This window comes from Paractinoplanes lichenicola, assembly GCF_016785085.1.
Lineage (GTDB): Bacteria > Actinomycetota > Actinomycetes > Mycobacteriales > Micromonosporaceae > Actinoplanes > Actinoplanes lichenicola.
Genome location: NZ_JAENHO010000003.1, coordinates 366076 through 387901 on the forward strand (window position 1 = coordinate 366076; position 21826 = coordinate 387901).

General features: G+C 70.8%; 22 protein-coding genes. 18 read left to right on the forward strand and 4 right to left on the reverse strand.

Going from position 1 to position 21826, the window contains the following annotated elements; all coding sequences use genetic code 11:
• Entirely contained in the window at positions 1 to 396 is a 396-nt protein-coding gene (locus JKJ07_RS10720; RefSeq protein ID WP_202991299.1) for a hypothetical protein, read from the forward strand.
• On the opposite strand, the gene JKJ07_RS10725 is transcribed toward JKJ07_RS10720, so the two are convergent.
• Positions 393 to 977, reverse strand: a complete 585-nt coding sequence (locus JKJ07_RS10725; RefSeq protein ID WP_202991300.1) for a TetR/AcrR family transcriptional regulator — start codon at positions 975 to 977, stop codon at positions 393 to 395. The two genes, JKJ07_RS10720 and JKJ07_RS10725, sit on opposite strands and share 4 nt — an antisense overlap.
• 98 nt (positions 978 to 1075) lie before the next feature.
• Between JKJ07_RS10725 and JKJ07_RS10730 the strand changes: the two genes are divergently transcribed.
• The 9 genes from JKJ07_RS10730 (at position 1076) to JKJ07_RS10770 (ending at position 10469) form a co-directional block, all read left to right on the forward strand.
• Positions 1076 to 2095 carry a hypothetical protein gene (locus tag JKJ07_RS10730; RefSeq protein ID WP_202991301.1) on the forward strand — a complete coding sequence of 340 codons (1020 nt, stop codon included), beginning with the start codon at positions 1076 to 1078 and terminating at the stop codon, positions 2093 to 2095.
• A gap of 12 nt (positions 2096 to 2107) precedes the next feature.
• The gene (locus tag JKJ07_RS10735; RefSeq protein WP_202991302.1) at positions 2108 to 2329 is read left to right on the forward strand and encodes an SCO4848 family membrane protein; all 222 of its coding nucleotides are present in this window, start codon (positions 2108 to 2110) and stop codon (positions 2327 to 2329) included.
• A 212-nt stretch (positions 2330 to 2541) separates the two neighbouring features.
• Positions 2542 to 3642: a BMP family lipoprotein gene (locus tag JKJ07_RS10740; RefSeq protein ID WP_202991303.1), complete on the forward strand. Its 1101-nt coding sequence runs from the start codon at positions 2542 to 2544 to the stop codon at positions 3640 to 3642.
• Between the two features lie 112 nt (positions 3643 to 3754).
• The gene (locus JKJ07_RS10745; protein WP_236028714.1) at positions 3755 to 5266 is read left to right on the forward strand and encodes an ABC transporter ATP-binding protein; all 1512 of its coding nucleotides are present in this window, start codon (positions 3755 to 3757) and stop codon (positions 5264 to 5266) included.
• On the forward strand, positions 5263 to 6519 hold the full coding sequence (locus tag JKJ07_RS10750) for an ABC transporter permease (protein ID WP_202991304.1): 1257 nt from the start codon (positions 5263 to 5265) through the stop codon (positions 6517 to 6519). Before JKJ07_RS10745 ends, JKJ07_RS10750 begins: the two co-directional genes overlap by 4 nt.
• Positions 6520 to 6524: 5 nt before the next feature.
• Entirely contained in the window at positions 6525 to 7793 is a 1269-nt protein-coding gene (locus JKJ07_RS10755; RefSeq protein ID WP_202991305.1) for an ABC transporter permease, read from the forward strand.
• 5 nt (positions 7794 to 7798) lie between these two features.
• Positions 7799 to 8512, forward strand: coding sequence for a cytidine deaminase (locus JKJ07_RS10760; RefSeq protein WP_202991306.1), 714 nt, complete (start codon positions 7799 to 7801; stop codon positions 8510 to 8512).
• A complete protein-coding gene (locus JKJ07_RS10765; RefSeq protein WP_202991307.1) occupies positions 8505 to 9782 on the forward strand; it encodes a thymidine phosphorylase in 1278 nt (425 codons plus the stop codon). Before JKJ07_RS10760 ends, JKJ07_RS10765 begins: the two co-directional genes overlap by 8 nt.
• A 6-nt stretch (positions 9783 to 9788) precedes the next feature.
• Positions 9789 to 10469: a DUF4272 domain-containing protein gene (locus JKJ07_RS10770; RefSeq protein ID WP_202991308.1), complete on the forward strand. Its 681-nt coding sequence runs from the start codon at positions 9789 to 9791 to the stop codon at positions 10467 to 10469.
• A 155-nt stretch (positions 10470 to 10624) separates the two neighbouring features.
• Here the strand turns inward: JKJ07_RS10770 and JKJ07_RS10775 are convergent, their stop codons facing one another.
• Complete coding sequence (locus tag JKJ07_RS10775; RefSeq protein ID WP_202991309.1) at positions 10625 to 11422, reverse strand: putative RNA methyltransferase; 798 nt, start codon at positions 11420 to 11422, stop codon at positions 10625 to 10627.
• Positions 11423 to 11448: 26 nt separating this feature from the next.
• Here JKJ07_RS10775 and JKJ07_RS10780 point away from each other — a divergent pair, with 26 nt between their 5' ends.
• From JKJ07_RS10780 to JKJ07_RS10805, 6 genes are all read left to right on the forward strand, one after another.
• Complete coding sequence (locus JKJ07_RS10780; protein ID WP_202991310.1) at positions 11449 to 12534, forward strand: adenosine deaminase; 1086 nt, start codon at positions 11449 to 11451, stop codon at positions 12532 to 12534.
• A gap of 457 nt (positions 12535 to 12991) precedes the next feature.
• Entirely contained in the window at positions 12992 to 16555 is a 3564-nt protein-coding gene (locus JKJ07_RS10785; RefSeq protein WP_236028840.1) for a sensor histidine kinase, read from the forward strand.
• Positions 16552 to 16956: a roadblock/LC7 domain-containing protein gene (locus tag JKJ07_RS10790; protein ID WP_071807364.1), complete on the forward strand. Its 405-nt coding sequence runs from the start codon at positions 16552 to 16554 to the stop codon at positions 16954 to 16956. Before JKJ07_RS10785 ends, JKJ07_RS10790 begins: the two co-directional genes overlap by 4 nt.
• 91 nt (positions 16957 to 17047) lie before the next feature.
• A complete protein-coding gene (locus JKJ07_RS10795; RefSeq protein WP_202991800.1) occupies positions 17048 to 17425 on the forward strand; it encodes a DUF742 domain-containing protein in 378 nt (125 codons plus the stop codon).
• A 1-nt stretch (position 17426) separates the two neighbouring features.
• The gene (locus tag JKJ07_RS10800; protein ID WP_133874399.1) at positions 17427 to 18014 is read left to right on the forward strand and encodes a GTP-binding protein; all 588 of its coding nucleotides are present in this window, start codon (positions 17427 to 17429) and stop codon (positions 18012 to 18014) included.
• A 74-nt stretch (positions 18015 to 18088) separates the two neighbouring features.
• Entirely contained in the window at positions 18089 to 19018 is a 930-nt protein-coding gene (locus JKJ07_RS10805) for a phosphotransferase family protein (protein WP_202991312.1), read from the forward strand.
• 147 nt (positions 19019 to 19165) lie between these two features.
• Here the strand turns inward: JKJ07_RS10805 and JKJ07_RS10810 are convergent, their stop codons facing one another.
• On the reverse strand, positions 19166 to 19624 hold the full coding sequence (locus tag JKJ07_RS10810; protein WP_202991313.1) for a DUF2000 domain-containing protein: 459 nt from the start codon (positions 19622 to 19624) through the stop codon (positions 19166 to 19168).
• A gap of 103 nt (positions 19625 to 19727) precedes the next feature.
• On the opposite strand from JKJ07_RS10810, the gene JKJ07_RS10815 reads away from it, so the two are divergent.
• Both JKJ07_RS10815 and JKJ07_RS10820 read left to right on the forward strand, forming a co-directional pair.
• The gene (locus JKJ07_RS10815; RefSeq protein WP_236028715.1) at positions 19728 to 20192 is read left to right on the forward strand and encodes an Lrp/AsnC family transcriptional regulator; all 465 of its coding nucleotides are present in this window, start codon (positions 19728 to 19730) and stop codon (positions 20190 to 20192) included.
• An 18-nt stretch (positions 20193 to 20210) separates the two neighbouring features.
• Entirely contained in the window at positions 20211 to 20858 is a 648-nt protein-coding gene (locus JKJ07_RS10820) for a 4a-hydroxytetrahydrobiopterin dehydratase (RefSeq protein ID WP_202991314.1), read from the forward strand.
• On the opposite strand, the gene JKJ07_RS10825 is transcribed toward JKJ07_RS10820, so the two are convergent.
• Positions 20847 to 21806 carry a tetratricopeptide repeat-containing glycosyltransferase gene (locus tag JKJ07_RS10825; protein WP_202991315.1) on the reverse strand — a complete coding sequence of 320 codons (960 nt, stop codon included), beginning with the start codon at positions 21804 to 21806 and terminating at the stop codon, positions 20847 to 20849. The genes JKJ07_RS10820 and JKJ07_RS10825 overlap by 12 nt on opposite strands.
• Positions 21807 to 21826 lie beyond the last annotated feature (20 nt).

Consider the following 21826-nt stretch of genomic DNA (forward strand, 5'->3'; position numbering starts at 1 on the left):
GTGGGCACTCTCGTGACATTGGACCTGCCGGCCGGCTCGCCGGTGGCCGACCTTCCCTGGGTCATCACGATCGGATCGATCGGCGACGAGGAGGACTGGGAGCCGGTGGTCTGCGGGCCGTACGAGCGCGCCCACGCCCTCGCGCTGGCCCAGGCCGTGGTGGCCGACGAGGAGTTGATGGCGGTGGTCGAGCCGCTGCTGCCGCGCCCCGACGCCGAGGCCATCCGCGACGAGATCGAGCTGGCCCGCGCCGCCGTGGAGGCGCCCGCCGACGAGACCGAGGCCGAGTCGGCCGAGGAGTACGAGACCCGGCGCGTGCGCCCGGGCCGGCCGCCGACCGAGGCCGAGGTGCGCGCGGGCTGGTCGCGCATAGCCGCCCGCCTGACCACGGTCTAGCGGTTGTAGAGGGTCCGGATGCCGCGCAGATAGGTCTCCTTGTCAGGAGTGCCGAGCAGCATGCGCTGCAGGGCGTAGCCGGGGATCAGCGAGTAATACGCGGCGGTGGTCGCGACGACGTCGGTGTCCGCCGGCAGTTCGCCGCTCTCGACGGCGTGTTCGACGATCACCTGGACGCCGGCCCGCAGGTCGTCGTAGCGCGCGAAGACGATCTTGCGGATGCCCGGGTCGATCGTGGATTCGCCCCACACCTGCAGGGCGATCGGCAGGAAGCCACCCGGCCCGGCCTGTTCGTCAATGACGTCGACGAGCAACTCCATCGACTCGAACAGGGGCAGCCGCCGGTCGGCGATGGCGTCGATGCGGGCGCGGATGCCGCCCACGACGCCCTGGGCGATGGCCGCGATGATCTCGTCCTTGGACTTGAAATAGCGGTAGACCGCGCCCACCGAGAGGCCGGCCTCCTTGATCAGATCTTGCATCGACGTGTGGTGCAGCCCCTTGCGCAGGAAGCAGGCACGGGCCGCGACGAGGATCTGCTCGCGGCGGGCGGTCAGGTGGTCTTCGGAGACGCGTGGCACGCCCCACATCGTAAAACGAACGCTCGTTCTTGACGCCGGGCAGTGACTGGGAACATGCTGAGCCCATAAAAGAACGAGCATTCGTTTTAGGAGAGATCATGCGTCGCTCGCCCGTCACCCTCGGCGTGCTCATCGCGATCGTCGTGGTGGCCGTCCAGGCCCTGCTGGTCCCGCTCTTCGCCGCCCCGGCGGCCAACATCGCGCCCCGCGATCTGCCCATCGCGGTGGCCGGCCCACCCGCCGACGCCGGCGCCGCGGGCGGGGCCCCCGGTCCGGGCGCGATCGCCGCTCGCCTCGAGGCCGAGCACCCCGGCGCCTTCGCGGTCACGACCGTCGCCGACGCGGCCGCGGCCGACGCCGCGATCAAGAACCGGGAGGTCTACGGGGCGATCCTGGTCACCGCGGCCGGGCCCGAGGTGCACGTCGCCTCGGCCGCCTCGCCCACCGTGTCGGCGCTGCTGACCCAGGCCGCGGCCGGGCTCGGTCCGCAGGTGCCGGTGCGCGACGTCGTGCCGCTCGACGCGAACGACCCCCGCGGCAGCGGGTTCGCGGGCGGGTTCCTGCCGCTGGCCATCACCAGCCTGCTGGCCGGCGTCCTGATCTTCCTGCTGGTCCGGCGGCGGGCGGCCCGGTTTGCCGCGCTGCTCACCTACGGGGTGCTGGCCGGGCTCGCGACGGCCGTCGTGCAGCAGGGCTGGCTCGGCATCCTGCCCGGCGACTACCTGCTGGTCGCGGCCGCGCTGGGTCTGTTCGCGCTGGCCGTCTCGGCCGCCATGACCGGGCTCGCGGCCCTGCTCGGGCGGGGCGGCCTCGGGCTCGGCGCCGCGGTGATGTTCCTGGTCGGCAACGCGCTGGCGGGCATCACGGCCGCCCCCGAGTTGCTGCCGCAGCCGTGGGGCGAGGTCGGGCAGTGGCTGCCGATCGGGGCCGGGGCGTCGCTGGTCCGGTCGGCCGCCTACTTCGACGGCGCGGGCGCGGCCCAGGCCGTCGCGGTCCTCACCGCGTACGCGGGAACGGGGTTGATCTTGACTCTGATCGGGCGCAGCGGGCTGGTGTCGAAAGAGGGGCCGGCTGCGCAGCACGCGGAGGCCCGCGAGGAGCTCGTCACCGCGCGCTGACATAGTCGGCGCATGGTCATCACGAAGCGGTGGGCAATCTTCCTGACGGCGGTCGGGGTCTGGACCTGGGTCATCTGGCCCCGGTTCGGCCTGGCCATCTGGCAGGACGACCGCTCGTTCGCCGACGGGCGGCCGACCTCGTTCCTGCTCGTGCACGCGGTGCTGATCGGGGCCTCGCTGGCCATCGGCACCACGGTCGGCGTCCTCGGCGTAAAAGCCTGGCGGAAAGGCTGACGCCACCGCAAGGTTTCTGGCCGGTTACCACAGGGACCGATGATTTGCCGCACTACCGGATAGAAGCGACGCCGTGAGTGCCGCGCGATTGCGGGCAGATAACGGTGCGCCAACAGTCCGGTCCAAAGTGCCTCCGACGTTCTGGCCTGCGGCTACGCTCCCGCGGTGAAGACTCACCGACAAGTGTCGGTGTGCGTTGGAAGGAGGGCGTCTTGCGCCCAGTACGTGGGAACCGGATCGTTGCGATTCTCGCGGCAGGTGGGCTGACGCTCGCCGCCGCGGCCTGTAGCGACGCTCCCGACGAGACCCCCGCCGGCAGTGGTTCGAGCGGCGCCGCCACCGCTGCCTACAAGGCCTGCATGGTCACCGACACCGGTGGCATCGACGACAAGTCCTTCAACGCCTCCGCCTGGGCCGGGCTGCAGGCGGCCAAGACCGAGGCCGCCGGCGTCGACCCGAAGTACGTCGCGTCGACCGCCGAGGCCGACTACGAGCCCAACCTGCGCGGCTTCGTGACCCAGAAGTGCAACTTCATCCTGTCGGTCGGCGGCCTGATGAGCGACTCCACCAAGGCGGTCGCGGCGCAGAACACGGCGCAGCAGTTCGGCATCGTCGACAGCTCGATCCAGGGCGCGGCGAACGTCTACCCGATGCAGTTCGCCACCCAGGAGGCCGCGTTCCTCGCCGGTTACCTGGCCGCGGGCTACTCCAAGTCGGGCAAGGTGGCCACCTTCGGCGGTCTCAAGATCCCGCCGGTGACCATCTTCATGGACGGCTTCGCCGACGGCGTCGCGCAGTACAACAAGGTGAAGAGCAAGAACGTCCAGGTGCTCGGCTGGGACAAGGCCGGTCAGAACGGCAGCTTCGCCGAGGACTTCGCCAGCCCGGCCAAGGGCAAGGCGCTGGCCAGCACGTTCGTCGCCCAGGGGGCCGACGTGATCATGCCGGTGGCCGGCGGCACGGGCCTGGGCGCGGCCGAGGTCGCCAAGGGCTCCAGCGGCAAGGTCTCGATCGTCTGGGTCGACCAGGACGGCTGCAAGAGCGCGGCGCAGGACTGTGACGTCTTCCTGACCACCGTGGTCAAGAACATCACCGACGCGGTGCAGCAGGCGGTCGTGGCCGGTGCCACCAACCAGCCGCTCACTGCCACCCCGGGCTACCTGGGCACGCTGAAGAACAACGGTGTCTCGCTGGCGCCGTACAACCAGTTCGACAGCAAGATCGACCAGGGTCTGAAGGACGAGGTCGAGAAGCTCAAGGCGGACATCATCGCCGGCACCATCAAGGTCGAGTCGGCCAGCGCTCCGGCCTGACGATTCACTAGGTAACATCGGCCGCCGCGGGCTGCGAGACTTTTTCGCAGCTCCGCGGCGGTTCCCCTTCAACTGGACAGCCGAAAGCTAGGAGATTCCGCTGAGACTCGAATTGCGCGGCATCACCAAGCGCTTCGGCGACCTGGTGGCCAACGACCACATCGACATCACCGTCGAGCCCGGTGAGGTGCACGCCCTGCTGGGCGAGAACGGCGCCGGCAAGTCGACGCTGATGAACCAGCTCTACGGCCTGCTCCAGCCGGACGAGGGCGAGATCCTGGTCGACGGCGAGAAGAAGGTCTTCCGCAGCCCCCGCGACGCCATCGCGGCCGGCATCGGCATGGTCCACCAGCACTTCATGCTGGTCCCCGTCTTCACCGTGGCCGAGAACATCGCGCTCGGCGCCGAGGAGACCCGCGGCGGCCCGCTCGGTTGGCTCGACCGCCGCCGCAACCGGCGCGACGTGCTCGAGACGTCGAAGCGCTACGGCCTGCCGGTCGACCCCGACGCCCTGGTGGAAAATCTGCCGGTCGGCGCGCAGCAGCGGGTCGAGATCGTCAAGGCGCTGACCCGCGAGGTCGACCTGCTCATCCTCGACGAGCCGACGGCCGTGCTGACCCCGCAGGAGACCGACGAGCTGCTCGCGGTCATGCGGTCGCTGGCCGAGACCGGCAAGTCGATCGTCTTCATCACCCACAAGCTGCGCGAGGTCAAGGCCATCGCCGACCGGATCACGGTGATCCGGCGCGGCCGCACGGTCGGCACCGCCACCCCCGACACCTCCGAGGACGAGCTGGCCGCGCTCATGGTCGGCCGCGACGTCAGCCTCGAGGTCAGCAAGACCCCGGCCGACCCCGGCCGCGAGGTGCTCAAGGTCTCGGGCCTGGTCGTCGACGACGACCGGGGGGTCCGCGCGGTCGACGGCGTCGACCTGGTGGTGCGCTCGGGCGAGGTGCTCGGCATCGCCGGGGTGCAGGGCAACGGGCAGACCGAGCTGGTCGAGGCGATCATGGGCCTGCGCGAGATCCGGGCGGGCGCGGTCGAGCTCGAGGACAAGAGCCTGGCCGGCCGCACGACCAAGCAGGTGCTGCGCGCGGGTGTCGGCTACGTGCCCGAGGACCGCAGCCTCGACGGCGTCGTCAAGGACTTCACCGTCGCCGAGAACCTGGTGCTCGACATGTACGACCGGGCGCCCTTCGGCAACGGCTTCGCGCTCAACCCCAAGGCGATCGACGAGTCGGCCCGCGAGCGGGTGACCCAGTTCGACATCCGTACGTCGTCACCGCAGTCCACGGTCGGCACCCTCTCCGGCGGCAACCAGCAGAAGGTCGTGGTCGCCCGCGAGATGTCCCGCCCGCTCAAGCTGCTGATCGCCGCGCAGCCGACCCGCGGGGTGGACGTCGGCTCGATCGAGTTCATCCACAACCAGATCATCCACGAGCGTGATGTCGGCACCGCCGTGCTCGTCGTGTCGAGCGAGCTGGACGAGGTGGTCGGCCTGGCCGATCGCATCGCGGTGATGTATCGCGGCCGGATCCTGGCCGTCGTCGCACCGGACATGCCCCGTGAGGAGATCGGTCTGCTCATGGCCGGCGTAGTGACGCAAGCAGAGGACACGGAGTGACAACCGAAGCCCCGGAAAAGAAGGCGGAGCCCAAGAAGGAAGAGTCGTTCCTCGGCGTCTTCCTGCACAACCTCTGGTCGGCCAACACCGTCGTCGTGACGATCCTGTCGATCCTGCTGGCGCTGGTCATCGGCGCGGTGCTGATCGTCGTCTCGGACTCCGACGTGCTCGCCACGTTCTCGTACTTCACCGCCCGGCCCAGCGACGCGCTCACCGCGAGCTGGGATCTGATCAGTCACGCGTACGCCGACCTGTTCAAGGGCGCGATCTTCGACCCGGCCGCCGTGCAGGCCTGGTTCAGCGGCAGCGGCGACTGGAAGACGGTGTTCAACCCGCTCTCCGAGACGCTCACCTACGCCGCTCCGCTGGTCTTCACCGGCCTCGCGGTCGCGCTCGCGTTCCGCGGCGGCCTGTTCAACATCGGCGCGCAGGGCCAGGCGGTCATCGGCTGCGTCACCGCCGGGGTGGCCGGCTTCGCCATCGGGCTGCCGCCCGTTCTGCACCTGATCGTCGCGCTGCTCTTCGGGGTGATCGGCGGCGCGCTCTGGGGCTTCGTGCCCGGCCTGCTCAAGGCCCGCACCGGCGCCCACGAGGTGATCACCACGATCATGCTCAACTACACGGCGACGCTCTTCCTGGGCTGGCTGATCCTGCAGAGCGGTGTGCAGGACCCGAACCGCACCGACGCCGTCAGCAAGACCATCGACTCCACCGCCGGCCTGCCCGCCCTGCCCGCACCGCTGCGGGTGCACCTCGGCATCGTGCTCGCGGTGCTGGCCACGGCCGGGGTGGCCTGGCTGATCAACCGCTCGTCGTTCGGCTTCGAGCTGCGCGCCGTGGGCGTCAACCCGCCCGCGGCCAAGACGGCGGGCATGAGCGTGGCCCGCACCTACATCATGCTGATGGTCGTGGCCGGCGGCCTGGCCGGCCTGGGCGGCGCCGTGCAGGTGCTCGGCACCGCCGACCGGCTGACCGGCCAGGTGGCCGGCAACATCGGCTTCGACGGCCTGCTGGTCGCCCTGCTCGGCCGCAACAAGCCGTGGGGCGTGTTGTTCGCCGCGATGCTCTACGGCGGCCTGCGCGCCGGCGGCAACCTGATGCAGGTCGACGTGGGCGTCTCGCTCGAGCTCGTCACCGTCCTGCAGGCCCTCATCGTCATCTTCATCGCGGCGCCCGCCCTGGTGAAGTCGATCTTCCAGCTCCGCGATGCCCGCACCGCGCGGCTCGGCGCGTCCATGGCGAAGGGTTGGTGAGCGGCGTGTCCACCGCAACCGTGGAAGATCTGGCCGAGGCCACCGCCCCGGACAGGTTCTGGAACCGGCAGCGCCGCTTGGGTGCCGCGCTGGTCGTCATCGGCCTGATCGCCGCCGTGATCTTCGGCTCGCTGGCCGAGTCGGCGACCGCCCGCTTCACCATCAGCGAGGACGCCGAGGGCGCGGCGCTCTCGATCAACGGTCAGCTCGGCGCCATCCTGTTCGGTATCGTCACGATCGCCGCCGGTGGCGCGCTGCTGGCCGGCGTGGCCAAGCGCTGGCAGACCACGCTGCTCGTGCTCGGCATCGTGACCTTCGTCTTCTCGTTCCTGTGCTGGCAGGTGGCCGGCAAGTTCCTCCCGCTGGTCGACACGGCCAGCGGCTCGCTGGAGCTCGCGCTCCCGCTGATCCTGGGCGCCCTGGCCGGTGTGCTCTGCGAGCGCTCGGGCGTGGTCAACGTCGCCATCGAGGGCCAGTTCCTGATGGGCGCGTTCGGCGCCGCCCTGGTCGGCACGCTGGCCACGAGCGTGTGGGCCGGCCTGATCAGCGCGGTCGTCGGCGGCGTCATCATCGCCTCGCTGCTGGCCGTGCTGGCCATCCGCTTCCTGGTCGACCAGGTCGTCGTCGGCATCGTGCTCAACCTGCTGGCCCTGGGCATCACCGGCTTCCTGTACGAGCGGCTGATGCAGCCCGACGCGTTGAAATACAACTCGCCGCCGCGGCTGCCCGAGTGGCGGATCCCCGGCCTGGCCGACATCCCGGTCGTCGGGCCCGTGCTGTTCGAGACCAACCTGCTGGTCTGGCTGGCGCTGGCGCTGGTCGTCGTGATCCACCTCGGCCTGACCCGCACCCGCTGGGGCCTGCGCACCCGGGCCGTCGGCGAGCACCCCACCGCGGCCGACACGGTCGGCGTCCGGGTGCGCGGCCTGCGCTACATGAACGTGCTGCTGGGCGGCGTCGTGGCCGGGGCCGGCGGGGCGTATTTCACGCTCGTCTCGACCGGCGCGTTCAACAAGAACATGACCGCCGGCGCCGGCTTCATCGCGCTGGCCGCCCTGATCTTCGGCCGCTGGACCCCGTTCGGCGCGCTGGGCGCGGCCCTGTTCTTCGGCTTCGCCCAGAAGCTGGCGAACTACCTGAGCGCGGTCGGCAGCCCGGTGCCCAACCAGTTCCTCAACATGCTGCCGTACATCGCCACCATCATCGCCGTGGCCGGTCTCGTCGGCCGGGTGCGGGCGCCTGCCGCCGACGGCGTGCCCTACGTGAAAAGCTGAGGTCCATGGAGATCGACTGGGCCGGGCTGCGCGCCGCGGCGACCGAGGCCATGCGGCACGCGTACGCGCCGTACTCCGACTTTCCGGTCGGGGCGGCGGCGCTGGTGGACGACGGCCGGGTGGTCGTCGGCTGCAACGTCGAGAACGCCTCGTACGGTGTGGGCCTGTGCGCCGAGTGCGGGCTGGTCAGCCAGCTGCACATGACCGGCGGCGGGCGCCTGGTCGCCTTCTCGTGCGTCGACGCCACCGGCAACCCGCTGATGCCGTGCGGCCGCTGCCGCCAGCTGCTGTGGGAGAACGGCGGGCCCGAGCTGCTCGTCGAGTGGCACACCGGGCCGCTGCGGATGGCCGAGCTGCTGCCGCACGCGTTCGGCTTCGAGGACCTGGAGCGCGTCGCCGGCGTCCTGAACGCCCCCGAGGTGCCCACCGAGCTGGCCAAGTGGCGCGGCCGCGGCACCGTTTTCGTGCACCCCGACCTGTCCGGCGGCGAGACCATCTGGACGTGCTACTGGGAGCGGTCCGGCGGCAGTGCCGACGCCGAGAAGGGCGTGCTCGAGGAGGGCCCGAACTTCGCCACCCCGGCCGAGGCGGTGGCCTGGGGGCGCGTGCGCACGCCGCGGATCGTGGTCGTGGACGCCGAGGGCGCGCTCGCGTGGGCCGGCGAGGGCCCGGCCCCCGAGGGCATTCCGGCGACGTGGAAGGAGGACGGCGATGAGTGAGTTCGCAGCCGTGGACGTGATCCGGGCCAAGCGGGACGGGCACACGTTGAGCGACGCCCAGATCGACTGGGTCGTCGACGCGTACACCCGCGGGGCGGTGGCCGACGAGCAGATGTCGGCCCTGGCCATGGCGATCCTGCTGCGCGGCATGACCCCGGCCGAGATCGCCCGCTGGACCGCCGCCATGATCGCGAGCGGTGAGCGGCTCGACCTCTCGTCGGTCACCCGCCCGACCGCCGACAAGCACAGCACCGGCGGCGTCGGCGACAAGATCACGCTGCCGCTGACCCCGCTGGTCGCCGCGTGCGGGGCCGCCGTGCCCCAGCTCTCCGGCCGCGGCCTCGGGCACACCGGCGGCACGCTCGACAAGCTCGAGTCGATCGCCGGCTGGCGCGCGTCGATCAGCAACGACGAGTTCAAGCGGCAGCTGCAGGACGTCGGCGCGGTCATCTGCGCGGCCGGCGACGGCCTGGCCCCGGCCGACCGCAAGCTCTACGCCCTGCGCGACGTCACCGGCACGGTCGAGGCGATCCCGCTGATCGCCAGCTCGATCATGAGCAAGAAGATCGCCGAGGGCACCGGCGCGCTGGTGCTCGACGTGAAGGTCGGCTCCGGCGCGTTCATGAAGGATCTGGCTACCGCTCGCGAGCTCGCGAGCACGATGGTGCGGCTCGGCAAGGACAGCGGCGTCAACACCATCGCGCTGCTGACCAACATGAGCACCCCGCTCGGCCTCGCCGTGGGCAACGCCAACGAGGTCGCCGAGTCGGTCGAGGTGCTGGCCGGCGGCGGACCGTCCGATGTGGTCGAACTCACTCTGGCCCTGGCCCGCGAGATGCTCGCCGCGGCCGGGATCGACGCCGACCCGGCCAAGGTGCTCGAATCCGGCGCCGCCATGGACACGTGGCGGGCGATGATCCGGGCCCAGGGCGGCGACCCCGACGCCCCGCTGCCCGTCGCGCGCGAGACCGAGGTGCTCCGCGCCGAGTCCGACGGCATCGTGACCTCGCTCGATGCGTACGGGATCGGGGTGGCCGCCTGGCGTCTGGGCGCCGGCCGGGCCCGCAAGGAGGACCCGGTCAGCTTTGGCGCCGGGGTGCAACTCAAGGTCAAACCGGGCGACGCGGTGCGCGCCGGCGACGTGCTGCTCGAGCTGCGCGCGGACGATCCGGCTCGCATCCCGGCGGCCCGCGCGACTGCGGCCGAAGCGGTCCTCATCGGCGCGGAGCGACCCACTTCTACAAATTTGGTGCTCGACCGCATAGCCTGACGCACCATGCAGAAGGCCGCACCCGACCCGCGCGCCGTTCGCGAGGCCAGCCTCGACGAGCTGGCCCGGCTCGGGCTGCCCCTGCCCCCGCCCGGCTTCCCGCTGATCTGGGAGCCGGGCGACGCGATCGAGCTGCGGCCGACCGCCGACATCGAGGCCCGGGCCGCGGTGCTGCACGTGGTGGTGGCCCGCTGCTTCGGCATGCCGACCGAGGCGGCGATGAGCTGGCTGCTCGGCTCGCGCCTGGTCGATCTCGTCACCCCGCCGGAATGGCAGTTCGTGATCGGCGCCAAGGGCGACCACCGCTCGTTCGTGCTGCATCACGACGCCGTGTTCGCGCTCGCCTGGCTGCTGGGCCTGAGCCGGCATCTCGACCCGACGGCCCCGCCCGAGGGCCGGCTCATGTCGCAGATGCCCGATCTGCCGGCGGGGGAGACGTACGGGAGTTGGCGTTCGCGGTCGCTGATCACCCCGCGTGACCCGATCGAGGCCGCGGTCCTGCTCGATCTCTACTACTGCCTCGACTGGGCCTTCCAGGAGGCCGAGCAGGCCGGTCGGCAGCTGCCGGGCGAGGTCGACGGCAACGCGATCGGCCAGCGGCGATGGGCGTTGGAGTGGGCCGTGATCTTCCACGGGCCGTACCACGACAAGCCCGCCGACTGGGAAGAAGTCGATCTTTCTATTTGAGATCAAGATCAAAGGGCAGATGTCCCGGCGGGGTGGGGGGTGCGGACCGTCGCTCCCGCGGGGACCGCGGCGGCCTGAGCAGGGCGCCGGGGCGCCCAGAACGCTCAGACCACCACGGCGACCTGCGTAAATGGTTGCGCCCCAAAGCCCAAAGATCACAAAGGCCGGTAGGTCGTCAGTAGTACTGAAGCCGTCACCCGGCTTGCGGTGGGGTTCGCATCGGGCACGTGGCGGGCGCTCGGGGTCATGCCGATCAGGGTGCGGGTCTCGTCCGCGGTCAGGTCGAGGTCGCGGCGCAGCTTCTCCGTCGGGCCGGGCTCGAAGTGGGCGTTCAATGCATCCTGCACTCGCACCTCTTTATCCGGGTCGACCTGGATCAGCCCGTACTCCTCGATCAGCTCGCCCAGGTGATCCGGCGCCGGCGTCACGACCAGCAGGCGCCCGCCCGGCCGCAGCACCCGGCGGAACTCGGCGCCGTTGCGGGGCGCGAAGACGTTCAGGATCACGTCGGCCACCCCGTCGGCCAGGGGGAGCGGGCGCCACAGGTCGGTCAGCACCGCCGCCGCCCGGTCGTGCACCCGGGCCGCCCGGCGCAGCGCCGGCTTGGAGACGTCGAGGCCGAGCCCGCTCGCTTCCGGGGCGGCGGCCAGCACCCGGGCGAGGTAGTGCCCGGTGCCGACCCCGGCGTCGACGATCAGGCCCGAGCTGACGGCCGCGGCGGCCAACTCGTCCGCGATGAAGTCGTAGTGACCGGCGGCCAGGAAGCCGGCCCGGTCGGCGACCATCTCGGCGGTGTCGCCCACGTGCGGCATGCGGCCCGCGGTCAGGTCGGCGTAGCCCTGCTTGGCCATGTCGAAGCTGTGCCCGGCGGGGCAGCGCAGCGACCGCTCCACGCGTTGGAGGCCCTGCCGGCAGACCGGGCATCGCAGGTACGGCAATGCTCCGTCGATCATTGGTCCCCTGCCTCTAGGCTCTGCTGATGGCCGCCATCGCATTCTCCGACATCGTCCCGGCGCCGAAGGTGCTGCTGCACGACCACCTCGACGGTGGGCTGCGCCCCGCCACGATCGTCGAGCTGGCCGAGCGGGTGGGCCACGAGCTGCCCGCCACCGACCCGGCCGCGCTGGGCGAGTGGTTCGTCGCCGCGGCCGACTCCGGCTCGCTGGAACGCTACCTGGAGACGTTCGCCCACACGGTCGCGGTGATGCAGACCGTGGAGGGCTTGCACCGGGTGGCCAAGGAGTGCGCGCTCGACCTGGCCGCCGACGGCGTGGTCTACGCCGAGGTGCGCTACGCGCCGGAGCAGCACCTCGAGCGCGGCCTGTCGCTCGACGAGGTGGTCGACGCGGTCAACGCCGGCTTCGCCGAGGGGGCCGCCGAGGCCGCCGCCCAGGGCACCCCGATCCGGGTCGGCGTGCTGCTGACCGCGATGCGGCACGCGGCCCGCTCGCAGGAGATCGCCGAGCTGTCCGTGCGCTACCGGGACGCGGGTGTCGTCGGGTTCGACATCGCCGGGGCCGAGGCCGGTTTCCCGCCCACCCGGCATCTCGACGCCTTTGAATACCTCCAGCGTGAGAATTTCCACTTCACCATCCACGCGGGCGAGGCGTTCGGGCTGCCGTCGATCTGGCAGGCGATCCAGTGGTGCGGTGCCGACCGGCTCGGCCACGGCGTGCGGCTGGTCGACGACATCACCGGCTCCCCGGCCGCGGGCGACGTGGTGCTCGGCCGCCTCTCGGCGTACGTGCGGGACAAGCGCATCCCGCTCGAGCTGTGCCCGTCGTCGAACGTGCAGACCGGCGCGGCGCCCTCGATCGCCGAGCACCCGATCGGCCTGCTGCACGATCTGCGCTTCCGGGTCACCGTCAACACCGACAACCGGCTGATGAGCGGCACGTCGATGTCGCGCGAGATGGCGCTGCTGTCCGAGGCGTTCGGGTGGGGCTGGAGCGAGCTGCAGTGGCTCACGATCAACGCCATGAAGTCGGCCTTCATCCCGTACGACGAACGGCTGGCGATAATCAATGACCTGATCAAGCCGGGGTACGCGAAGCTGATCGGCTAGCGGCACAAGACTGTTACCTCTCGCGGTCCGGCAAGCGACATTGCCGGTTCGGCGCCACTGATCATCCGTTCGGCCAGAATGGTCCCTACAAACACTGCGAAATCCGGCATCTCACCTTGCCGATCGTTCGCAACCGCGACATCGTTCCTCCTGCCGCGATCCTTTACGATCGTGCGCGGTTGGATCGGCGTACCCCCGCGCCGGGCCGGCCCGACAGAGTGACACTGAGAAAAGTTCACATCTACCGACCGTGATATTGATCGGCGACGTGGAGAGCAATGCGCGTCACACAACCGGTCCGTGTCCGGCGGCCCTTTCTCTTTGACACTCGTCGTGATGGAATCTCGGGGGCCCGACGCGGCAGTCGGCCGTGTGTGGCGCCCGGTGAGCCGAGTGCCGGGGCCCGAAACAGGAGGACGGTGACGTGAGCAAGCGCCCCAAGACGGCGACCGGCGTCATGTCGCGTCTCCGTCGGCCGGCCGATCGGATGCGAGATCTGCCGATCTGGTCGAAGCTTGGCCTCATCATGCTGGTGCCCACCCTGGCGACGATCATCGTCGGCGTCAGCGGCCTGGTCGACCACATCGATGAAGCCAACAACGCGGAGCGCGCCCGCACCCTTTCGGTGCTGTCGGAGGCGGCCGGTGGTCTCGTCGACCACCTGCAGAACGAACGCGCCTACGGCATGATGATCACGACGATCGACGATCCCAACAGCCCCGACCTGGCCAAGGCGAAGCAGGACTACGCCGCCGAGAGCTCCCAGGTCGACGCGGCCAAGGTGCCGTACGCGCAGCAGAAGGCCGCGCTCGACGACGTCCCCGAGAACGTCAGCACGCTGCTCCTGCGTCTCGACCGCAACCTGGAGGAGCTGCCCGCGCAGCGCAGCCAGATCGCCAACAAGCGGTCCGACGCCCAGGACGCGACGCAGGAGACCTACACCCGGCTGATCAACGACCTGCTGGCCGTGCGCAACGCCGCGGCCCAGCTGGCCAGCGACACCGAGCTGAGCGACCACCTGCGCGCCGTGGCCGCGGTGGCCACCGCCAAGGAGTTCGTCTCCCAGCAGCGCGACATCGGCCACGAGGTGATCGCGGCCCGCGAGCTCAACGGCTCGCTGCGGCAGGACATGCTGCGGGCCCAGCTCGGTTACCAGCTGGCCGGCGACACGCTGGTGCAGGTCGGCTCGCAGGCCGACCGCACGGCGTTCACCGACATCAACAAGACGAGCGCCGGTTACGCCGCGACGAACTACTCCAACCCGCTGACGATCAACCAGGGCGCCAACAACCGGCGCATCCTGTTCAACACCGAGCAGTGGGACAACGCCTTCAAGGGCTACGGTCAGGAGTTCCGCAAGGTCGAGGCGCGGATGGACTCCGAGATCGTCAACGAGGCCACCACCCTGCGCAACGACGTGAACCGGCGGGTCTTCATCGAGACCAGCGTGCTGCTCGGCATGCTGCTGCTCGCGATCCTGTTCGCCTGGCTCGTCGCCCGGTCGATGGCCCGCTCGCTGCGCGAGCTGCGGCAGGGTGCGCTCTCGGTCGCGCAGTACGGCCTGCCTCACGCCGTGAGCCGGCTGCGTGACCCGCAGCTCTCCGCCTCGCTGACCCCGGCCCAGGTGGCCGACCAGATCGCCGAGCCCCTACCGGTACGCAGCCGCGACGAATTCGGGCAGGTGACCGAGGCGTTCAACGCGGTTCACCTCGAGGCCGTGCGCACCGCCGCCGAGCAGGCCGCCCTGCGGGCCTCCGTCGCGACGATGTTCGTCAACCTGGCCCGTCGTTCACAGATCCTGGTCGACCGGCTCATCGGCCACCTCGACCGGCTGGAGCGCGGCGAGGAGGACCCGGACCGCCTGGCCGAGCTCTTCCAGCTCGACCACCTGGCCACCCGAATGCGCCGTAACGACGAGAACCTCCTGGTGCTCGCGGGCGCCGACTCGACCCGCGTGCAGCGCGAGCCGGCCGCCCTGATCGACGTGCTCCGCGCCGCCCAGTCCGAGGTCGAGCACTACACGCGCATCGAGTTCGGCATGATCGACCGGGACATCGAGGTGGCGGCGCACGCCGTCAACGACATGGTCCACCTGGTCGCCGAGCTGTTCGACAACGCGACGGCGTTCTCCCCGCCCAACTCGACGGTCATCGTCGAGGCCCGGCGGCTCGGCGACGGCGCGCTGCTCACGGTCGAGGACCGCGGCATCGGCATCAGCCACGAGCAGCTCCGCGACCTCAACGAGCGCCTGGCCAACCCGCCGATGGTGGACGTGGCCGTCTCCCGCATGATGGGCCTGGTCGTGGTGGCCCGGCTGGCCAACCGGCACGCCGTCAAGGTCGAGCTCCGCCCGGCCGACAACGAGCGCGGCACGGTGGCCGAGGTCGGCCTGCCGCTGTCGGTGCTCACCGGCGGCCAGAACCAGCCCGCCGTCGGCGGCGGCCGCATGCAGGTCGGCGCCGGCTACGACGAGCAGGGCCGCCCGGGCATGCCCGAGCCGCTCGCGCTCGAGAGCGGCGGTGGCCGCGGTGGCTACCCGACCGGCCGCCCGTTCGACCCGAACCCGCCGATGAACACCGGCGGCATGCTCGGCACGAACGGCCGCTCGGTGCCGGCCTGGTCCGACCTGACCGGGGCGTCGTCCAACGGCTTCGGCTCCAACGGCTCGCTCAACGGGCTCAACGGTGGCAGCAACGGCGGCGGCAGCAACGGCTCGAACGGCTTCTACGGCCCGCGCAGCAACGAGCCGATCCCGCCGCTGCCCTCCTCCGGCCCGCCGTCGTCGCCGCAGGGCTTCGCCGGCCCCGACGGGCTGCCGCAGCGTCGCAACGGCGAGCCGCCGCGCCCCGAGGGCGACATGAACGGTTTCGGCGCGACCATCCCGCGTCAGCTCCCGGCCAACCCCGAGAACCACGGCCGCAGCCCGTTCGTCCCGCCGGTCTCGGCCCCGCCGGTGCCGCCGATCTCGGCTCCGCCGGTGCCCTCCGGCCCGCCGTACGGTGGTCGCCCGATCTCGTCGCCGCCCGGCTCGGAGCCCCCGGTCTCGGCCCCGCCGACCGACAGCCCGGTCTCGGCCGCGCCGCCGGCCTGGCCGCCGGTCGCCCCGGAGCGCGAGCCCCAGGCGCCGCACGTGCCCGAGAGCCTCGCCGCGGCGCTCGACATGACCGCCGAGCTCCCGCGTTACCGGCCGGAGCAGCGTGACCAGGGCCCGCAGGTCGAGCGTCCGGTCAACCCGCAGACCGCGCCGATCCCCGCCTCCGCCCCGCCGGCCGCCCCGGTCTCGGCGACGCCCGCCTCGGGCGTCCCGCAGTCCGAGGCCCAGCGCGCGGCGGCGTCGGCCCGGGCGGCCCACGAGGCGGCGACCGTGCAGGCCGCCGAGGCTCAGGCCACCGCGGCCGCGCAGATCGCGGCGGCCCAGGCCGCCCGTCAGCGCGACACCGGCCAGGGCCAGTTCGCCGACGAGACGATGGAGCTGCCGATCTTCCGGGAGCTCGAGTCGGCCTGGTTCACCACGGCCCGTCCGGCCGAGGCCAAGCCGGCCTCCAACGGCGGTCTCGACGAGCCGGTCAGCTCGCAGCGGATCCCGACCGGGGAGCCGTCGCGATCGATCGGCGTGCCGCAGCAGGCCGTCTCGCCCGAGTCGCGCGACCGCGATCCGGCTACTGTTGGTGTCGGCGCCGCCAACGGCGCCGCGCAGAACGGCACCAGCCCGAATGGCAGCAACCCGTGGCAGACCGCGGCCGACGAGGGCTGGAATGCCGCTCAAGCGGCGGCGGAGGCGCAGGTCGACACCACGACCACCGCGGGTCTGCCCAAGCGCACCCCGATGGCGCAGCTCGTTCCGGGCGGCGTCGACCGGGCCGACCAGTCCGTACAGCGCCGTACCCCCGAGGGTGTCCGCGGTCTCCTCTCCGCTTACCACCGAGGCGTGCAGCGCGGCCGCAACACCGAATCGACCAACCCGGAGGAGACTCCGGGAGGGCAGCAGTCCTCGCAGGCTGGCAAGGAGCATGAGGCATGACATCTACGCAGGATCTCGGTTGGCTGCTGGCCAACTTCGCCGACCGCGTACCCGGCGTCGCACATGCGATCGCGGTCTCCGCTGATGGTCTGCTCCTCGCGGCCTCACGGGACCTTCCCCGGGACCGCGCCGATCAATTGGCTGCCATCGCCTCCGGCTTGGTGAGCCTCACTCAGGGTGCCGCAAGGTGCTTCGAGGGTGGCGCCGTGCTGCAGACGGTGGTGGAGATGGACAACGGGTTCCTTTTCCTGATGTCCATCTCGGACGGCTCGTCCTTCGCGGTGCTCGCGGCGCGCAGCTGCGACGTCGGACAGGTGGGTTACGAAATAGCCCTCCTGGTCGACCGTGTCGGCGAGGCTCTTACCCCCGCTCCGCGTTCGGCGGCCGGGGTCCTCGGCTGAACGGGCAGTCGGCCGGCGTCTTCGGCCGCTGTTCAAAAAGTTGAAAACTAGAGACACTTCTAAGGGTTCGAGAAAGGGGTGAGCGGTGACGATGCCCGAACGTGACGAGCCGACCGGCGCGCTGGTCAGGCCGTATGCCGTAACCCGTGGTCGGACCCGACCGAAGCTTGAGATAGCGCTGGAAGCGCTGGTCGAGACAACCGTTCGCGGACGCTCCGGCATCCGCGGCGGGCAGGGTGGAAGCGAGCATCAGTACATCGCGGCGATGTGCGACGGCGGCCGAGTTCAGTCGCTGGCCGAGATCGCGGCACGCATGCAACTGCCGCTCGGTGTGGCTCGAGTGATCGTCGCGGACATGGCCACTGATGGCCTGGTCGCGGTGTACGAGCCCACCTCGCTGGACGACGAGACCGACGCGGTAGGCACGGAACTGCTGGAAAGGGTGCTGAGTGGACTTCGCAGGCTCTGACATGTCGCACCGTCCCGCTGCGGGGCGCGTGACGTCGGCGAAGATTGTGATCGCCGGCGGGTTCGGCGTCGGTAAGACGACGCTGGTCGGTTCGGTCTCGGAGATCACCCCGCTGACCACCGAGGCCATCATGACCTCGGCGGGTGTGGGTGTCGACGACAACCGGCAGGTTCCGGGGAAGATGACGACCACCGTCGCCATGGACTTCGGGCGTATCAGCATCGACCGCGACCTGATCCTCTATCTGTTCGGAACGCCGGGCCAGACTCGTTTCTGGTTCATGTGGGACGAGCTGGTGCGGGGCGCGATCGGTGCCGTCGTGATGGTGGACACTCGGCGTCTCGCCGACTGCTTCGCCGCGATCGACTTCTTCGAGCACCGGCGGCTGCCGTACCTGGTGGCCATAAACTGCTTCGACGGCATGCAGTATCACAACGCCCAGGACGTGCGGGACGCGCTGGCGATCTCGAGTGACGTCCCGGTGGTGAGCTGCGACGCGCGTAACCGTGAGTCGACGAAGAACGTCCTCATCTCGCTGGTCGAGTATGTGCTGACGATGCGTCGTACACGCGCGGTAGCGCCCGCCTGACGACTGGTCGAAGCCCCGCACCGCGAGCCGGTGCGGGGCTTCGTGCTGTCCAAAATCGATTAGGGTCGCTCGTCATGCGTGTCTTCCTGACGATCGACGACGTGAACGAGCTGCTGCCCGGCCGGCGGGTCACCGATCTGCGGCGGCTGACCGGCGGCACCAAAAAGGGTGTCTATCGGCTCCGGCTCGACGACGGCGGCTCGGTGATCCTCTACCTGTGGGCCGAGTCGGAGAACTACTGGCCGGTGTCCGAGACCGTGCCCGACGACCCGTTCACCGACGCGTCCGGCGCCGAGCTGTTCGTGACCAACCGGGCCGTGCTGGCGGCCGCGGGCGTCCGGGTGCCGGAGGTGCTGCTGGCCGGGCCCGACCTGGTGCTGGTCGAGGACGCCGGCGACGAGACGCTCGAGGCGCTGATGGAGCGCGATCCCGTGGCGGCGGCCGGGCCGCTGGCCGAGCTCGGGCGCACGCTGCGGCGGATGCACACGACGTACGGGCCCGAGTGGGGCATCCCGGCCGCGCGGCCCGTGCAGACCCGGGTGCCGGAGGAGATGATCCTGGACCGGGCACTCAGTCTGCTGGGCAAGGTGGTGCCCCGCGACCGGCGGCTGGCGGCGGCCCGCGGCCGGATCGAGGACCGCTTGCGCACGATGCGGTCGGCGATCGAGCCGCGTCGCGAATACGCCCTCGTGCACGGCGAACTGGGGGCCGACCACGTGCTCGTGAACCCGGACGGCGAGCCGGTGATGATCGACATCGAGGGCGTGACGTATTTCGACGTCGAGTGGGAGCACGCCTTCCTGCAACTGCGCTTCGGGGCGGCGTACGGGGAACTGGGGCCCGTCGCCCTGGACCCGGCGCGCCTCGAGTTTTATCGGTTCGCGCAGGTCATCGGTCTGATCGAGGGGCCGCTGCGGATCGCCGACACCGACTTCCCGGACCGGCAGTGGATGCTCGACCTGGCCGAATACAACATCCAGAAGGCGATAGCGCCTGTTTCGTAGCTGTGGCGGGGCTGCGGCAGGGCCCAGATCCCGCCTGGCGGCGTCCCGGAAAAGCCCGGTTCCAACCCCGGGAGCCGGGCTTTCCCGGGCCACCACCAGACGAAATCTGGACCCGGCCTCGCTCCCACCCCAGCCACGAAACAGGCGCTAGCCGAGTAGGGGCAGCTTGCCGACGAGCTTGTCCACCGGGTTGCGCGGCCCGACCACGCTCACCGCGTAGTAATCGATCTTGTCGGCCTCGGTGCCGCTCACGGTCTCCAAATATTCGCTGTAGACCCGAGTGTGCTGAGCCGCCGCGGGCATGTCGGCCACGAAGAAGTCGGGGCGCGCGGCCGCCTTGGCCCTGATCGTGCGCAGCGTCTCGGCGTCGGCCGCCAGCACCGTGCAGCCGGCCCAGGGCAGGCCCGGGTGGGTGTGCCCGTCGGCGTCCACCGCGTCATCGCCCAGCAGGCCACCGACCGCGCGCGAGGTGGCGGCGGCCGTGCAGATCGCGGCGTTGGCGGCCCGCCCGGCCGGCAGTTCGGCGTCGACCACGACCACCCACTTGAGCCGGGCCGCGCGGGTCGGGGCGCTCTGGTCGATCTCGTCCGCGGTGAATCCGATCATCGTCTGCTCTCTCCGTGCATGTGTGCGCTGTACGGACGAAATGCTAGGCAGGTGTTAGGTTCAGCGGCAATGAATCCGTACTAGTCTCGGAAAGAGGCCGGAATTGGCGGACCTGGACGAACTAGATAAGGCGATCCTGCGGGAATTCCAGTCGGATGCACGGAAGACCAACCGGGAGGTCGCGGCGGCCGTTGGCGTCTCGCCCACCACCGCCCTCGACCGCACCCGGGCGTTGCGGCAGCGGGGCGTGATCCGTGGCGCGATCCTCGACGTCGACCTGAAGTCGATCGGCCGGCCGGTGCAGGCGCTGATCGCCATCCGGATCCGGCCGCCGTCGCGCCGCAACATCGAGGCGTTCCGCGAGTGGGTGAGCACCCTGCCCGACACCCTCGGCCTGTACGTGACGACCGGCACCGACGACTTCATCGTGCACGTGGCCGTCCCCGACAACGACAGCCTCTACGAGTTCGTCATCGACCGGCTGACCCAGCGCCCCGAGGTGGCCGACGTGCGCACCTCGATCGTCTACGAGCACATTCGCAACAACGGGATCGCGCCGTCGCCGTGAAGGGGCGACGATAGGCACATGACGAAGCTCGATGGACGGCAGATCGCGGCGGAGCGGCTGGACGGCTGGGTCTATGTGCCCGCCGGCCTGCAGACCAGCATCGAGACCAAGGACTTCAGCACCGGGCTGGCCCTGGTCAACGCGATCGGCGAGGTGGCCGAGCAGCAGAACCACCACCCCGACCTGACCCTGCGCTACCCGGCCGTCGACATCAGGCTGAGCAGCCACGACGAGGGCGGCGTGACGATCCGGGACGTCCGCCTGGCCCGCGCGATCTCGTCGGTCGCGTCCGGGCTGGGCCTGCACCCGTCGGCCGACCAGGTGTCGCGGCTCGAATGGGCGCTCGACAGCCCCGCCCACGCGTCGGTCTCCCCGTTCTGGGCCGCGGTGTTCGGCGTACGCGACGACGACGGCGAGCTGACCGACCCGGCCGACCGCCTGCCCGTGGTGTGGTTCCAGCGCTCCGGTGAGGAGCCGGACCGTCAGCGCTGGCACCCCGACCTGTGGCTCGACCCGTCCCAGGTGCAGCCCCGCATCGACGCCGCCGTGGCCGCCGGGGGCACCCTGGTCAGCGACGCCGACGCGCCCGCGTTCTGGGTGCTGGCCGACCCCGAGGGCAACCGCATGTGCCTGTGCACCTGGCTGGACAGAAACTCAGCCGACTAGGTCCATCAGGCCGCGCAGCTCCGCCAACGCCCGCGGGTCCGGCCGGCGGCCCCCGGTGTCGACCACCTCGGTCACCCCCGCCAGCAGCCGCCGGGCCGTGGCGACATCGCCCAGCTGGGCCAGGGCCTGCGCGGCCAGCCAGTCGCAATACGCCGGCGGGCCGCCCGCCGCCCGCATCTGCTCGACCAGGGCCAGGCAGACCTCGTCCAGCCCCGCCGCCAGCACGAGCCGCGCGAGGAAGTCGGTGCCGCGCAGCCACTCCGGCGTGCCCGGAAAGAGCTCACGCAACGTCTCGAAGGTGTCGACCGCCTCCTGCCGCCGCCCCGCCCCGATCAGGCTGCGTCCGAGGTCGAGGAGCGTACGGGCAATCAGCTCTCGATCTTGCCCGGCGCCGGCGAGCGTCAGCCGGGCCAGCTCGACGTTGCGCACCGCCTTGGCTGTTCGCACTGCCGGACCCGCATAACCGTGATGCTTCAACACGATCGCCGCCCGCGGTGCCGCCGCTGTCCGCCCGACCAGCCTCTCGTGCACCCGCCCCTGCCACCGCACAGCGTCCTTCCGGTGCAGGTGAGCCGCGGTGTTCGTGTACGGCAGCTCGTCATGCGCGTTGTCGATCTCGACCTCGACCACGTCGGCGTCGCAGTCCTCGAGGAAGGCTCGCAGCAGGCGGGGATCGCCCTCGTACCTCTGATCGGCGTCCACAGTCATCACCCAGAGAGCGCTCCACCCGCTGAGAGCTTCGTTGCGCGCTTTACTGAAGTCGTCGGCCCACTGCCCCTGGGTGAGGGCGGCACCGCGCTCTGCGGCGATCTGGGGCGTTCGATCTCGCGACCCCGTGTCGTGCACATGGATCTTGTCAACCACGCCGCTCAGGGAGTCCAGGCAGCCGCCGATCTCGGCCTCCTCGTCCCGCACGATCAGGCTGGCCGCCAGAAACGGAATGCTCACAAGAGTCGGTTCGGCACTTC

What these genes read in the sequence shown, in the direction of transcription:
- JKJ07_RS10790 (WP_071807364.1), top strand. Translation starts at nt 16,552, where the DNA reads ATGACATCTACGCAGGATCTCGGTTGGCTGCTGGCCAACTTCGCCGAC.
- JKJ07_RS10805 (WP_202991312.1), top strand. Translation starts at nt 18,089, where the DNA reads ATGCGTGTCTTCCTGACGATCGACGACGTGAACGAGCTGCTGCCCGGC.
- JKJ07_RS10770 (WP_202991308.1), top strand. Translation starts at nt 9,789, where the DNA reads ATGCAGAAGGCCGCACCCGACCCGCGCGCCGTTCGCGAGGCCAGCCTC.
- JKJ07_RS10795 (WP_202991800.1), top strand. Translation starts at nt 17,048, where the DNA reads ATGCCCGAACGTGACGAGCCGACCGGCGCGCTGGTCAGGCCGTATGCC.
- JKJ07_RS10760 (WP_202991306.1), top strand. Translation starts at nt 7,799, where the DNA reads ATGGAGATCGACTGGGCCGGGCTGCGCGCCGCGGCGACCGAGGCCATG.
- JKJ07_RS10775 (WP_202991309.1), bottom strand. Translation starts at nt 11,422, where the DNA reads ATGATCGACGGAGCATTGCCGTACCTGCGATGCCCGGTCTGCCGGCAG.
- JKJ07_RS10765 (WP_202991307.1), top strand. Translation starts at nt 8,505, where the DNA reads ATGAGTGAGTTCGCAGCCGTGGACGTGATCCGGGCCAAGCGGGACGGG.
- JKJ07_RS10820 (WP_202991314.1), top strand. Translation starts at nt 20,211, where the DNA reads ATGACGAAGCTCGATGGACGGCAGATCGCGGCGGAGCGGCTGGACGGC.
- JKJ07_RS10810 (WP_202991313.1), bottom strand. Translation starts at nt 19,624, where the DNA reads ATGATCGGATTCACCGCGGACGAGATCGACCAGAGCGCCCCGACCCGC.
- JKJ07_RS10800 (WP_133874399.1), top strand. Translation starts at nt 17,427, where the DNA reads ATGTCGCACCGTCCCGCTGCGGGGCGCGTGACGTCGGCGAAGATTGTG.
- JKJ07_RS10730 (WP_202991301.1), top strand. Translation starts at nt 1,076, where the DNA reads ATGCGTCGCTCGCCCGTCACCCTCGGCGTGCTCATCGCGATCGTCGTG.
- JKJ07_RS10735 (WP_202991302.1), top strand. Translation starts at nt 2,108, where the DNA reads ATGGTCATCACGAAGCGGTGGGCAATCTTCCTGACGGCGGTCGGGGTC.
- JKJ07_RS10780 (WP_202991310.1), top strand. Translation starts at nt 11,449, where the DNA reads ATGGCCGCCATCGCATTCTCCGACATCGTCCCGGCGCCGAAGGTGCTG.
- JKJ07_RS10785 (WP_236028840.1), top strand. Translation starts at nt 12,992, where the DNA reads ATGTCGCGTCTCCGTCGGCCGGCCGATCGGATGCGAGATCTGCCGATC.